This window comes from Pseudomonas salomonii (assembly GCF_900107155.1).
GTDB classification, from domain to species: Bacteria; Pseudomonadota; Gammaproteobacteria; order Pseudomonadales; family Pseudomonadaceae; genus Aquipseudomonas; species Aquipseudomonas salomonii.
The window spans coordinates 46473-59222 of record NZ_FNOX01000001.1; the positions used below are offsets into that span (position 1 = coordinate 46473).

Genomic DNA, 12750 nt, shown 5'->3' on the forward strand with positions numbered 1-12750 from the left:
GCGGAGCGACCAATAATGTTCGAGCTGCGTGTTCTCGATGGCCTGCACCAAGGCGCTGCGCTGCCGCTGTTCGGTGAGCAGTGGAGCATCGGTGCTCATGCTGAGGCTGACTTGGTGCTGAGTGATCCGGGGATCGCCGAGCAGCATGCGTTGTTGCGGCTGGTCGGATCCACATGGTCGGTGCAGGCCCAGGCGGGGTTGTTGCAGGGTGAAAAAGGGCAGGTAGTGGCGCAGATCACGCCTCTGGAGTTGGGCGAACAATTTGGTATGGGCGCCATTCGGCTGTATGTCGCCTTGGCCGATCAGCCCTGGCCCGAAACGCCCGCCCCGGCAACGTCAGCCACGGTTATGGCCAAAGAAGCGCCCCGGACGTTCAAATTGTCGGCCCTTGGACACGCGCAGCAAAAGCGCTTGATCAGTGTGGTGCTGGTGGTTGCAGTCATCATCATGTTGGCGGGCATCGCTTCCACCGGGGAGCGTGATCCCCAGGCCTCGCTGATGCCGGCAGTGCCGCAGAAAGTCGAATTGGCCTCACCGTTCGAGGTGCGCCAGCAGTTGCTGAATATGCTCAGTGAGCGTGATTTGATCCAGCGGGTCAGTTTGCAGGTCATCAATGGCCAGGTTGCGCTTAACGGCGATGTTTCCGAGGAGGATCTGGCGTTGGTGACACGCATGCTCGGCCGTTTCGGTGAGCAGTTCGACAGCGTGGTGCCAGTGATCAGCCGAGTGCGTGCGCACGACAACGAGCTGCCGTTCAAGATCGTTCAGATCATTGGAGGGGCGAACGGTCACGTCGTACTGGAGGATGGCACCCGACTGTTTGTGGGCGACCAAGTGGACGACTTGCGCCTGGTGATGATTGACAACAGCAAGGTGGTTTTCGAGGGTGCGCAGCGCTATGAGGTGCGCTGGTGATTACGGACTTGCAGGCGCGCCTCGACACATGGCAACGGCAACAGACCCGGACGCTGGCAGGTTTTGCGCCTGTGACGATGCGCGGGCGCGTGCAGCGTGTGAACGGCATGTTATTGCAATGTCGACTGCCTCAGGCACGCATAGGCGACTTGTGCCAGGTGGAAAAGCAGGGCGATTACATGCTCGCCGAAATTATCGGTTTCGACCAGCAGGACGCGGTACTCAGTGCGCTGGGTAACCTGGAAGGTGTGCGCGTGGGGGCCAGCGTAGAGCGCCTGGGCATCTCCCATCAGGTACAGGTCAGCGAGAAGTTGCTGGGCCAGGTGCTGGATGGATTTGGGCGGCCAATTACCGGAGAAGGCGCCAGCGCTTTTGCGCTGGTCGACTCGCCGGATACCAGTGCGGTTTTGTGCGAAGCGCCGTTGCCCACCGAAAGGCCGCGCATCAACCGCGCGCTGGCCACCGGTGTGCGTTCGATCGATGGTCTGTTGACGCTGGGGGAGGGGCAGCGCGTCGGCCTGTTTGCCGGGGCTGGCTGCGGCAAGACTACGCTGCTGGCGGAGATTGCCCGTAACGTTGAGTGTGACGTGATTGTGTTCGGCCTGATCGGCGAACGAGGCCGAGAACTGCGCGAGTTTCTTGATCATGAGCTCGATGATCAACTGCGCGCCAAAGCAGTATTGGTGTGTGCCACGTCTGATCGTTCGAGCATGGAGCGGGCACGCGCAGCCTTCACGGCGACAGCCTTGGCCGAAGGCTTCCGACGCCAGGGCAAGCGCGTGCTGCTTTTGATCGATTCCCTCACGCGGTTCGCCAGGGCCCAGCGTGAAATTGGCCTCGCCGCCGGCGAGCCTCTGGGCCGTGGTGGCCTGCCACCTTCGGTATACAGCCTGTTGCCGCGGTTGGTCGAGCGCGCCGGGTTGACGCGCGAAGGTGTGATCACGGCGATCTATACGGTGCTGATCGAGCAGGACTCCATGAGCGACCCGGTGGCCGATGAAGTGCGCTCGCTGCTGGACGGCCATATCGTGCTGTCTCGCAAGCTGGCCGAGCGTGGGCACTATCCGGCAGTGGACGTATTGGCCAGTCTTTCGAGGATCTTGAGTAACGTCGCCGAGCCTGGGGATATCCAGGCCGGCACGGCGCTACGACGGCTGTTATCGGCGTACCAGCAGATCGAGCTGATGCTCAAGCTGGGCGAGTACCAGCCGGGTAGCGATGCATTGACCGACTTGGCGGTAGACAGCCGCAGCGCAGTGGACAGTTTCCTGCGCCAGGATTTGCGTGAACCCTCGCCGATGGCGGCAACACTGGAACAACTCAAGGAGCTGACGGCCTATGTCCCATTCTGACGTGTCGATGGCTGAAATCGAGACCCTGCGGCGCCTGCGCCGTCATCGGGCCGACCGTGCTGAACGGGCCTTGCGTGAGGCCAAACGAGCGCGGCAAACCCTGCTGGCACATATCCAGGATGCCCAGCAAACCCTTGAGCAAACCCGTCAGGAGGAGGCTCGGCAAAGTGCGCAGTTGCTCAGCCAGCATCAGGGCCAGGTGCTGACGCTCAAAGCGCTGAAGTCCTGGGGAGTACAAGAACGGTCGTTGTCGGCAAGCACTCAGCGGGACGAAGGCCAGGTGCAGGCACTGCAAGCGCAGCACAAGGACAGGGACATCCAGGTGGACAGTGCCCAGAAACACGCCACGGAATGTTTGCGCCAGGTCGAAAAACTTCAGGAACTGTCCAATTTACTCGCTCAGGATTCGCTATGACACAGGTTTCAAATACCACGCCTGAGCACCGCCGCACGCGTGAGCTACGGCAGGAACGCGAGCCTGGCGTTGGCGGCTACGTTCCCTTGGAGCAAGGGCGACTGTTTGCGCATCTGCTTGCAGGCGGTGCTGCAGAGAAACGTTTTGGGCATTCGCGCCTGGATATCAAGGCCTCAGTTGAGGCAGCCAGGGCCGATGTGTTGATCGAGCAATTAGTGGCACCTATTCAGGCGGGTGCGCAGTGGCCGCTGCAGTTCGTGCTGTGCATGCCACGCCAAGGCCGGATCAACGCCTTGGTACACCGTGATCAGAACGCCTGGGCCATAGAGTTGGATGCGCAAGACGATGCCACCAACCATTGGCTGCGTGGCGTGCGGCAGCAGTGCCAGGAACGGTGTACGCAAGCCTTGGGGCAAACGGTCAGGTTGTACCTGCCAGGTGACCGTTCGTGATGAAGGTGCCCTTTTTGGCGTTGCCTGTAGTCAAGCAAGACACGGTGGCTGCGCGCCGCAGGCTGGGGCGCGGGCTGCGTTTGCCGTTTCAGGTGGCAGGGCAAGAGGGTGAGCTGCTGATCGAGCCCGGGCGTACGCCTGTTGGTGGGGAAGCACTGTGCTTTGAAACCGCCCTCGGCGTGCTGGCGTTCGCTGAGGCGGGGCCTTTGTTGAGCCTGCTGGGTGAATGCCCTGTGCCATTGGCCAAGGCTGGAAACGACCCTCACTCGTGGTTCTGGGCGCTGTTTGAGCACCACCTTAGCCCCCAAGTGAAAGCGCTGTTTGGCTATATGCGATTGCGGGTGACTGCGCGCCCAGTGGGTTTCGGCTGCCGATTCAGCGTGACATTGGGGGACTCTCGGGTCGTGGGCTACATGTGGCTGGCCCACCAGAGCTTTCTGGCGATGTGCGAGGCCGCACCTTGGCGCTCTATCGCCGCGCCGATGCCGGCGCAGTTCAAATTGGCAATTGCCGTGCCCCTTGGGACCGTGCAGCTACCCATCGCACACGTGCGCAGCCTGCGGGTGGGTGATGTGCTGGTGCTCGAACAGGCTTTTTTTCAAGCCCAGGGCAATGGCTACGTGCAGGTTGGCAGGCAGCGCCTGCACGGCTGCATTGACGATGAAACCGGGCCGCTGTGCCTGACCCTGACTTCTATAGAGGACACGAGTGTGGACGAGGACTTTTCAGCATCCTATTACGCTGAGCCGGAAGATGAACCTGTGGCGGAAGTATTCGGGCACGAACCGTTCGATGACTTGAGCATGGCGTTAAGTGTGCGTTGTGGAATGCTGAACCTGACGCTGGGCGAGCTGCGCAATCTGGTTGAGGGTTCAGTATTAGGTATAACCGGTTATGCGCCGGGAATGGCCGGCCTCTATTACGGAGATCGGCCGATCGGCCAGGGGCAGCTGGTGGAAGTGGATGGGCGCCTGGGCCTGCAGGTGACGCGAGTGGTTTTTTCTCGATGAGCATTCAGGGCATAGACCCCTTCGTACTTGCACTCTTCCTGGGGGCATTGTCGCTGATGCCCATGCTGTTGATTGTGTGTACGGCGTTTTTGAAAATTGTCATTGTGCTGATGATTACCCGCAACGCGATAGGCGTGCAGCAAGTACCCCCCAGCATGGCCATCAATGGCATCGCACTGGCGGCGACGCTGTTCATCATGGCGCCGGTGGGTTACGAGATCGCCGAAACCATCAAGGTATCGCCGCTGGATTTGAGCAGTGTGCAGATGGCCCTGCACACCGGCGGGGAGGCGATCAAACCCTTGCGGGCATTCATGCTGCGCAATATTGACCCGGATGTGTTGACGCACTTGCTGGAGAACACTGGGCGCCTATGGCCGGCAGCCATGGCCCAGGAAGTTCAGCGAGAAGACCTGATTCTGTTGGTGCCTGCCTTTGTGCTGTCGCAATTGCAGGCAGGGTTCGAGATCGGCTTCCTCATCTATATTCCGTTCATTGTGATCGACCTGATTGTCTCCAATTTGCTCCTGGCACTGGGCATGCAAATGGTCTCGCCGATGACCATTTCCCTGCCGCTCAAACTGTTGTTGTTCGTGATGGTTTCCGGGTGGTCACGGCTGCTCGACAGCCTCTTCTTTTCTTATCTCTGAGTGGCGTATGGAACCGATCGTGCTGTTCAAGCAGGGCATGCTACTGGTCGTAGTGTTGTCGGCACCGCCGTTGATTGTGGCGGTGGTAGTCGGTGTACTGACCTCTCTTGTACAGGCGCTGATGCAGGTACAGGACCAGACCTTGCCGTTTGGCATAAAGCTGGTGGCAGTGGGGATCACGCTGGTCATGACGGGGCGCTGGATCGGTGTGGAGTTGATTCAACTGATCAATCTGACATTCGAGATGATCTCTCGCTCCGCGCTGAACTGAGGTCTTGCCTGTGCTGCAGTATTTTGACTACCTGCCCAGCCTGTTGATCGGCATGGCGCGAATCTATCCGTGTGCCTTCCTGGTCGCGGCGTTTTGTTTTCAACATATCCGTGGCATGCCGCGTCATACCATTGTGGCGGCACTGGCGCTGCTGCCTGCACCGGGCATCCATGCAACCTTCGCCGACCAGGAATTCTCTACGCTGATGCTCAGCGCGTTAGTGCTCAAGGAGGCGGCCCTGGGGACCTTGCTGGGCGTATTACTGTCGATGCCGTTCTGGTTGTTCGAGGCGGTGGGGGCATTGCTGGATAACCAGCGGGGAGCCTTGGCCGGTGGTCAGCTCAACCCTTCGCTTGGTCCGGATGCGACACCCATCGGGCATTTGTTCAAGGAACTGACGATTTTTTTGTTGATGGCCACCCTGGGGCTTGGGGCACTGACGCAGGTGATCTGGGACAGTTACTCGATCTGGCCGCCAACCGTATGGTTTCCACTTCCGCATGCCAATGGGTTTGGCGTGTTTCTCAACCTGCTCGGCGACACGTTCACCCACATGATGCTCTACGCCGCACCTTTTATTGCGGTACTGCTGTTGCTGGAGTTTGGCATTGCACTGTTGGGGCTTTATAGCCCGCAGTTGCAGGTGAGTACGCTGGCTCCGCCGGTCAAATGCCTGGCGGGTATTGGCATTTTGCTGTTGTACTTTGAATTGTTGCAGGACCTGATCGTCGGCCGCTTAAGCCTGCTGACAGAACTCAGGCACGCCCTTGGGTTGATGTTCAAGGTGGGGATGCCATGAGTGATTCCGGTGAGAAAAAACACCCGGCCAGTGCCAAGAAACTGCGTGATCAACGCAAGAAAGGCCAGGTTGCCCAAAGCCAGGATGTCGGCAAGCTTATGGTGCTGACGGCCATCAGCGAGATCGCGCTATGGACCGCTGACCGCAGCCTGCAGCGGTTTCAGGAAATGCTGCTGTTGCCGATATCGCGCCTCAGCCGTCCCTTTGTGGCAGCCTTGGAAGAGGTGCTGCTCGACGCCATGGTGGTATTTTTTTCCTTTGCGTTGCTGATGGCTTCAGTGGCGATCGCCGTCAAGCTGATCAGCAGCTGGATGCAGTTCGGCTTGCTGTTCGCGCCAGAAATTCTGAAGTTGGATTTCAAGCGTCTTAACCCCCTTAATCAGCTCAAGCAGATGTTCTCCGCGCAGTCGCTGATGAACCTGCTGATGGGGGTCGCCAAGGCCGTGCTGATAGGTGTGGTGTTGTACGCGGTGATCGGTCCCTCCCTTGGGGCTTTGATCAATTTGGCCAACAGCGACCTGCCCTCCTATATCCTGGCGCTGATCGAGCTGTTTCGCTACCTGCTGCATGCGTGCCTGGGCCTGTTGCTGGTGCTGGCACTTATCGACCTGACGCTGCAGAAGCACTTCTTTGCCAAGCGCATGCGCATGACCCAGGTCGAAGTCGTCAAGGAATACAAGGACATGGAGGGCGACCCCCATGTGAAGGGCCAGCGCCGTTCGCTGGCGCAGCAATTGGCTCAGGAAGAGCCGAAGGTCAAGCTGCCCAAGCTGGAAGAGTCCGACATGCTGGTGGTCAACCCAACGCACTTTGCCGTCGCGTTGTATTACCGCCCCGGCACGACGCCGCTGCCTTTGCTGGTGGACAAAGGCACGGATGGCGACGCGCGTGAGCTGATCAGAAGGGCTAAAGCGGCTGACGTGCCGGTCATCCAGTGTGTATGGCTGGCCCGCACGCTCTACACCCATAAACTGGGTGCCAGTATCCCCCGTGAAACCCTGCAGGCCGTCGCGCTGATCTATCGCACCTTGCGTGAGTTGGATGATGAGGCCAAGCGTGAAACCCTGGAATTGCCGGAGTTGGAACAGCGCTGATCAACGCGTGGCGTGAGCATCCAATGCATCAAGGTTGGCCAGTGACAGCAGGCGGCTGATGGCACTATCAAGCGCGTCGTGTTGAGCTGGCAGCGGGCGCCAGATGAGCAAATTGCCCTGCGCATCGAGATAGACAAAGCAGCCGTCATACCTCACGGCTTGTTCAAAACGTCGTTCCAGTGCCCGTTGCACCTGCCCGGCTTGCAGCGCTTCGCGCGCCACCTGCAAGGCCAACCCCGGGCGGGTGCCGGCTTGCAGCGTACACAGGTGGATACCAGGGAGCAGCTGCAGGTGAGCCGCAACGCCACTGCGCACGTCGGCCAAAAAAGCCTGACGATGCGGTGCATCGTCAGGCTGTGTCGTGAGGCTCATCGTTCCAGGGAAATGGTCTGGTGGTCTGCCCGCTCCCCAGAGGGGCCGGAGTCTACGCGCATCTCTGGCGGCCACCAGACCACCATTTTGTCACGACTCGATTGCGGGCGCGTGCAGGAGTCGCCCTTGCAGGTTGGCGTGCAACCTGCGGCGCTGAGTGCTGCGCCGATCAGGATAATGCTCAAGATTGCGTGCTTCATGGCTTGGTCTTCAAGGGGGCGGTGAGGAGGGAAGGGCGGGGTACGCCGATGTGTTCATCTTTCACGACGGGCCGCATGGCAATAAACACTTCAGCTTCTTCACCCGGCTTGAGCCAGGCGCGCGGCCAGACAGTGACCGCCAGCGTTTGTGAGTTACTGCATTCTTTTTCATCGATGCGCACGTTGCGTTTGATCTGGTTGCGCAGGACTACCACCGCCACATTGAAGTGTGGGCCGGTGTACCACTGGCTGCGCTCGCTGTTGAGCGCCAACAGATCGCGCGTGGCGCACAGGGTGTTCAACTGCAGAGGCATTGGCCCTGCCTTGAAGCCGCCCGGCACTTCGCCGCTGACCAGGTGCGCCAGGGCGCTGGTGATATCGCTGCGGTTTATGGGCGGCTGATGGGCGGCTTGCCGGCGCGCCAGGGGTTTGAGGGCTGCCTGCAACTGGGCCTGGTCCTCCTGGGGCAAGTAACGCGAAGGGTCAGACTGGTCGCCGATGACCCGTGGGGTGAGGATGAACAGCCGCTCGCGTCGACTGTTCTGTCGTTCTGTCGAGGAGAACAATGCCTTGCCCAGCAACGGAATATCGCCCAGCAGCGGCACCTTGCTTTTTTTGTCCTTGTTGTCTGTGACATGGAAGCCACCGACCACCAGTGAGCGCTTTTCCGCCATCACGGCCTGGGTACTGACCTTGCCGCGACGAACATCAAGGTCATTGGGCTCTGTGCGGGAGTCGTCGAAGTTACCGTCTTCAATATCCACCACCAAATGGATCTGGTGGCCACCACGGCTGGTGATCACCCGTGGCACCACCTGAAAGCTGGTGCCGACGGTCACGGGTAAAATGCTTGGGTTGTCCCGCCCGGCCGTCAGGTACCGCGTACGGTTGAAGTCGATGACCGCCGGCTGGTTTTCCAGGGTGAGCACCGAAGGGTTGGAGACCAGGGTTGCCAGCCCTCGGGCTTCCAGGGCTCGTATGTGCGCGTAGAAGCGCCCTGGGTTGCCAATCGACAACTGAGAGGTCGTGCCCGGCGCCACATTGACGCCGCCGCGCCAACGGCTGTTTTGAAAACCCCATTCAATCCCGAACTCTTGCAACTTTGTGCGTTCGATGTCGAGGATGATTGCGTCGATCTCCACCAGCTTGCGCGCAACGTCGAGTTGGGTGATCAACTCGCGGTACATCGTTTGGCGCTCAGGCAGGTCGTAGATCAGAATTGCGTTATTGCGCACGTCGGCTTCAACCCGGATTCGGCTGGTAGGGCGTGGGGCGCGGGGGCCAAGTGAGGCGCCCGTCGAAAGAGCATCTGAGTTCCCAGGGTTGGCGAACATCTGCTCCAGCAGCGGATTGTTCAGCCGCGGGACGTTAGGCGTTATCAGGCCTGGCTGTGAGGCCGTGCCGGCAGATTGGGTGGCGCTGGCGACTGCGGAGGAACGGGGCTCCAGCAACCCACGCAGCACGCTGGCCACCCCCGCGATGGTCAGCTTCTCCCCGCGATAATCAACGATGCGATCCGCCGCGTTGGCGTACTTGAGCGGGTACGTCAGTACGCTCTGTTTTTCATCCGGGGATCTGCGCTGGCTGCTGAATTGTTTGATCTGCTCGATATAGCGTTTAGGGCCGGAGACGAGTACGACGCCCTCATCCAGTAATTCACCCCAGCCAAATCGGCTGTCGAGCAGGCCGATATCGGTCAGGGCCTTTTTGAGGTCGGGGATCGATTCCGCCGAAACCTCCAGCCGTGCAGACTCTTGTTGATCCAGTGTGCTGATGTACAGGGTGTTGTTGTACAGATACCACTGGAAGCGGTGTTCGACTCCCAGCCTGTCGAGCATGGACTGGGGCGTGTTAGCGCGTATTTTGCCATTGACGACGCCCTCCAGCAGGCCTTCGATTTGCAGTTGGGTGCCGAAGGTCTGGGCGAAGTCTTCAAGCACTTCGCGCACGGGCTTGTACTGGGTCTCATAGGCATATGCCGTGTTTCGCCATTCCGAGGGAATGGCGGCAAGGAGGCTTTGCAGAGGCATCAGCAGGCACGTCAAAACCACTGGAAGACGCCAACCGGCGTGTTTGAATCGCGCACAGGCCGAGCTGATAGACAAGCGTAAACGCTTGTAAACGGGGTTGTTCATACAGGGTTCTCTAGTTAATAAAACTGCGCACGCAGCGGAGTGGGCCCAAGCCTTGGGGGCGTTCCGGCCAGCCGCTTGGCCGTGGAACGCCAGGTGTCGCGCTGATTGAGGAGGGATTCGAGTTGGTTAAAAAGAGCCGCCTGATTGGCTTCTTGCCAGACGCATTGAAGTAGCCAGAGCTGCCCAGTGGAGGGCTCGACCGAAAGCGCTCCCTGAAAATGCGCAAGGCTTGCCCCTCCCAGTCGTAGCCATGTTTCCATTGCTGATTGAGTGGGCGGTGGCTGATGGGTAAGTTGAGCGCATAGCAAAAAACACTGAGGGTAACGACGCAGGGTTATGGCGTCGTCGCCCTCCAGCAGTGTGATGTCTTGCTCTGTCCCCATCAGCCACTGAGTGAGCTGCGCGGTGAAACTCTCAGGTCCCATTGAAAATGATTTTTCCCATCTCGGCCCGATGACCGAGAACCGCTCCGGCGGCCGTTGTCTGTAGCATCAAGTCTTGTTTGAGCCTCAAGTGCTCACCCATCAGCGATGAAAACTCTTTCGAAGATAATTCGTCAGGCACGTCCTGACCGAGCTGTTCGAACTGCCGGTTGTTTTTGCTTAAATCCCTGAAGATTTGCCCGCCCTCGCGTGCGTCGAGTTTCATATGCTGATCTCCGTTGAACGTGTAATTTTTATGTGGTTTGCACTTGGGATCCGTTCCACGATTTTTTAAATATCCGGTAAAAAAATGCAGCAGGTCGGTGGCGCGTTCATTCCTCAGAAGCAAAGTCCGAGTGAGGCACCAACAGCGCATTGATCGAAGATGCCCAGTCGATACGGAAGCTGCCTTCCTCCGCCTCCAGGATCAGCACCTGTGGCTCAATGGACTCGTCACACTGCAGGCGCCAGGGCGCCTCGGTATGTTGAGCCAGCCAATGCTCTACATCGGCCTGATCCTGTGGGTTGCATACCAACTTTGCGCGGATCGCCGGGGCCTGGGCTACGAGCATTTGCTTGAGCATGGCTGACACCCGCTGCGTCGTCGTAGTGTCCTCGAGCAAACTGCGAATTGCGCTGTGGGTGACTGATGTGGCGATGCGTTCGATGTTGTCGAGGATCGCCTGCTGTTGCGCGTGCCACAGGTGCAATTGGCGATTGGCGCGTTGCCAGAACTCATGTTGTGCCTGCAGCAGCAATTGGTCGCGTTGCAAATGGGTCTGGCGCAGGATTTCATCGGCCTGATCCCGGGCACTGTTTAACAATTCGGTATCGCGTGCGCAGTCCGCCAAAGTTTCCAAAGGAATCAACGAACGGGTTTGTGAAGAAAGCGGCTTGCGTAGCTCAATCGTGCGTTTGCACAGCATCGTCCTGGGACTCCTCTGCAAAGGAAAACACCGGCTCATTGTGTGACGCACCGGTGCGCCATATAGCGGCCTTCCAAATAGTTTCGAGCTTGTCGTGGGTATCACCCAGTTGAGGGGTCTGCTCAAGGGCGAGCACCCGGTGGCGGTCAAAGCTCAAACGCAGCCGCTGCCATACGGAGGGTTCTACCCAGGCGCGTAAATAGTGCAGGGGGTCTTCCGTGCTGATTTGCAGGGTGTTGGGCATCAGTGCCTTTGAAAGGCGTACGCACCAGAGTTGCAGGTCCTGGCTCAATGGCGTGGGGGTCTTGATCTGGTAAACACCGCCGACCAGCGCGAGGATGAGATCTCTGCGTTGCGCAGGTTCAAGTACCAGCTGCAACAGTGCTGCAGACGGTTCGACAGGCAGACATGGGTCAATTCCCAATGACGTTGCCATTGCCGCATGCTGGCTCTGGCAGAGTGTTTTCGAATAGGGCAATGAAGGGGTGAAGGGCGGCCAATCGTGCGGCGAGTCGAGCCAGGGGCAGGCCCACCACTTGGCCCAGGTGAGGCTGTCATGCGTCATTTGCATTCGGCTCGGCTTGTTGGGCAGCGCGCACCTTTTTCAGCCAGAACACCGCAGCTGCGCACCCCGCTATCAGGACAATAACGAATAATGTAAGCAGGGTGTGCCAAAAAGCGAGATCACCCGACTTAATCAGAAATGGCCCGAAGTAGGCGAGTTGCTGCTTCTCCTTATAGGCGGTAGCCGGTACGAAGATCACGGTCAATTTTTGCGAGTTTGCAAGGGCCGTTGTCATGCCCGGTATGCTACTGGCGACCATCCGCCGAATGCGCGGCAGCAGGCTGTCAGGTTCCAGCCGTGGATCATGCTTGATGAAGACCGATGCCGAGGCCGGTTGTACCGGCTCTCCCGGTGCGACCCGCTCAGGCAATACCACGTGTACCCTGGCCACGAGAACCCCGTCGATATTGGACAAGGTCGCTTCCAGCTCCTGGGATAACGCATAGATATAGCGGGCACGTTCCTCAAGTGGTGTAGAAATGACACCTTCCTTGCGAAAGACGTCGCCCAACGTGGACCGTGCAGTCTTTGGCAACCCGGCGGCCGCAAGCGTGTGGACGGCGGCAGCAATATCTGCTGTGCGCACGCGAACGACCACGCCGTCTTTCTCCAGCTGTTTTTGTGCCCGAATGTGCTTGTCTGCCAATTCAGCGATCACCTCATTGGCTTCCTGCTCGGATAACTTGCGGTGCAGTTCGACGCTTTCACCGCATCCGCTCAGCACCGATAAGAGGGTGAGCCATAAGAGAATAAAGCGGCAGCGGCGCATGGTTTACCTATTGCAGGTTAGTGGCTTTCTCAACGAACGAAGCGCAGTGTTTTATGACCTTGACGCCGATGTTGAGGATTTCTTTTGATTCAATAATGGTCTGTGTGGCATTCGCAATTTTCAGCTCGTTATGGGTCTTGGAATATTCACGCAGCAGCTTGGGGATTTTTTCGTTGTTGGATTTCAACCGCTCTGATTGGTCCACCAGCGACCGACTGTTTCCTGGGGTGGGGGGAACCGACGGGTAAGTGATGTTCTGCTCCAGTGCCGCGTTGAAGAAATGCGCGTCGTGGGCACTATCGATGCTTCTTTCGGCGGGAACCCCAGGGGCACCTGAATAGATTTCCCGCTCTTTTCCAAGCGTTGTGCGCATATACATCTCCCTCAGAAAAATAGGGAGGCT

Annotated in this window: 17 protein-coding genes; 9 read left to right on the forward strand and 8 right to left on the reverse strand. The window is 58.8% G+C overall.

Annotated elements, in window-relative coordinates; all coding sequences use genetic code 11:
- Nucleotides 1–15: 15 nt before the first annotated feature.
- Genes BLV67_RS00215 through sctU form a run of 9 tightly spaced genes read left to right on the forward strand, consistent with a single transcriptional unit; the run spans nucleotide 16 to nucleotide 6958 of the window.
- Nucleotides 16–915: an FHA domain-containing protein gene (locus BLV67_RS00215; RefSeq protein ID WP_065929677.1), complete on the forward strand. Its 900-nt coding sequence runs from the start codon at nucleotides 16–18 to the stop codon at nucleotides 913–915.
- Nucleotides 912–2267, forward strand: a complete 1356-nt coding sequence (locus BLV67_RS00220; RefSeq protein WP_065929676.1) for a FliI/YscN family ATPase — start codon at nucleotides 912–914, stop codon at nucleotides 2265–2267. Before BLV67_RS00215 ends, BLV67_RS00220 begins: the two co-directional genes overlap by 4 nt.
- Nucleotides 2254–2682 carry a type III secretion system stalk subunit SctO gene (gene sctO / locus BLV67_RS00225; RefSeq protein WP_069787934.1) on the forward strand — a complete coding sequence of 143 codons (429 nt, stop codon included), beginning with the start codon at nucleotides 2254–2256 and terminating at the stop codon, nucleotides 2680–2682. The genes BLV67_RS00220 and sctO overlap by 14 nt, the downstream gene beginning before the upstream one ends.
- Nucleotides 2679–3134: a type III secretion system HrpP C-terminal domain-containing protein gene (locus BLV67_RS00230; RefSeq protein ID WP_065929674.1), complete on the forward strand. Its 456-nt coding sequence runs from the start codon at nucleotides 2679–2681 to the stop codon at nucleotides 3132–3134. Before sctO ends, BLV67_RS00230 begins: the two co-directional genes overlap by 4 nt.
- Nucleotides 3134–4144 carry a FliM/FliN family flagellar motor switch protein gene (locus tag BLV67_RS00235; RefSeq protein ID WP_068931442.1) on the forward strand — a complete coding sequence of 337 codons (1011 nt, stop codon included), beginning with the start codon at nucleotides 3134–3136 and terminating at the stop codon, nucleotides 4142–4144. The genes BLV67_RS00230 and BLV67_RS00235 overlap by 1 nt, the downstream gene beginning before the upstream one ends.
- On the forward strand, nucleotides 4141–4794 hold the full coding sequence (sctR, locus tag BLV67_RS00240) for a type III secretion system export apparatus subunit SctR (protein ID WP_065929672.1): 654 nt from the start codon (nucleotides 4141–4143) through the stop codon (nucleotides 4792–4794). The genes BLV67_RS00235 and sctR overlap by 4 nt, the downstream gene beginning before the upstream one ends.
- Before the next feature lie 7 nt (nucleotides 4795–4801).
- Complete coding sequence (gene sctS, locus BLV67_RS00245) at nucleotides 4802–5065, forward strand: type III secretion system export apparatus subunit SctS (protein ID WP_065929671.1); 264 nt, start codon at nucleotides 4802–4804, stop codon at nucleotides 5063–5065.
- 10 nt (nucleotides 5066–5075) lie between these two features.
- Nucleotides 5076–5864 carry a type III secretion system export apparatus subunit SctT gene (gene sctT / locus BLV67_RS00250; protein WP_065929670.1) on the forward strand — a complete coding sequence of 263 codons (789 nt, stop codon included), beginning with the start codon at nucleotides 5076–5078 and terminating at the stop codon, nucleotides 5862–5864.
- Nucleotides 5861–6958 (forward strand): type III secretion system export apparatus subunit SctU, encoded by a 1098-nt coding sequence (sctU, locus tag BLV67_RS00255; protein ID WP_065929669.1) that lies wholly within the window; start codon nucleotides 5861–5863, stop codon nucleotides 6956–6958. The genes sctT and sctU overlap by 4 nt, the downstream gene beginning before the upstream one ends.
- Here the strand turns inward: sctU and BLV67_RS00260 are convergent, their stop codons facing one another.
- The 8 genes from BLV67_RS00260 to BLV67_RS32175 all read right to left on the reverse strand — a co-directional run bounded on the left by BLV67_RS00260 (nucleotide 6959) and on the right by BLV67_RS32175 (nucleotide 12720).
- On the reverse strand, nucleotides 6959–7330 hold the full coding sequence (locus tag BLV67_RS00260; RefSeq protein WP_065929668.1) for a transcriptional regulator: 372 nt from the start codon (nucleotides 7328–7330) through the stop codon (nucleotides 6959–6961).
- On the reverse strand, nucleotides 7327–7530 hold the full coding sequence (gene hrpT / locus BLV67_RS00265) for an HrpT family type III secretion system protein (RefSeq protein ID WP_065929667.1): 204 nt from the start codon (nucleotides 7528–7530) through the stop codon (nucleotides 7327–7329). The genes BLV67_RS00260 and hrpT overlap by 4 nt, the downstream gene beginning before the upstream one ends.
- Complete coding sequence (sctC, locus tag BLV67_RS00270) at nucleotides 7527–9665, reverse strand: type III secretion system outer membrane ring subunit SctC (RefSeq protein WP_069787935.1); 2139 nt, start codon at nucleotides 9663–9665, stop codon at nucleotides 7527–7529. Before sctC ends, hrpT begins: the two co-directional genes overlap by 4 nt.
- Nucleotides 9666–10079: 414 nt before the next feature.
- Complete coding sequence (locus BLV67_RS00280; protein ID WP_065929664.1) at nucleotides 10080–10313, reverse strand: hypothetical protein; 234 nt, start codon at nucleotides 10311–10313, stop codon at nucleotides 10080–10082.
- 106 nt (nucleotides 10314–10419) lie between these two features.
- A complete protein-coding gene (gene sctL, locus BLV67_RS00285) occupies nucleotides 10420–11013 on the reverse strand; it encodes a type III secretion system stator protein SctL (RefSeq protein ID WP_065929663.1) in 594 nt (197 codons plus the stop codon).
- The gene (locus tag BLV67_RS33080) at nucleotides 10991–11578 is read right to left on the reverse strand and encodes a type III secretion protein (protein WP_176727935.1); all 588 of its coding nucleotides are present in this window, start codon (nucleotides 11576–11578) and stop codon (nucleotides 10991–10993) included. Before BLV67_RS33080 ends, sctL begins: the two co-directional genes overlap by 23 nt.
- Nucleotides 11568–12347, reverse strand: a complete 780-nt coding sequence (gene sctJ, locus BLV67_RS00295; RefSeq protein WP_065929662.1) for a type III secretion system inner membrane ring lipoprotein SctJ — start codon at nucleotides 12345–12347, stop codon at nucleotides 11568–11570. The genes BLV67_RS33080 and sctJ overlap by 11 nt, the downstream gene beginning before the upstream one ends.
- Before the next feature lie 7 nt (nucleotides 12348–12354).
- Nucleotides 12355–12720: a hypothetical protein gene (locus BLV67_RS32175; RefSeq protein WP_141722750.1), complete on the reverse strand. Its 366-nt coding sequence runs from the start codon at nucleotides 12718–12720 to the stop codon at nucleotides 12355–12357.
- Between the last annotated feature and the right edge of the window lie 30 nt (nucleotides 12721–12750).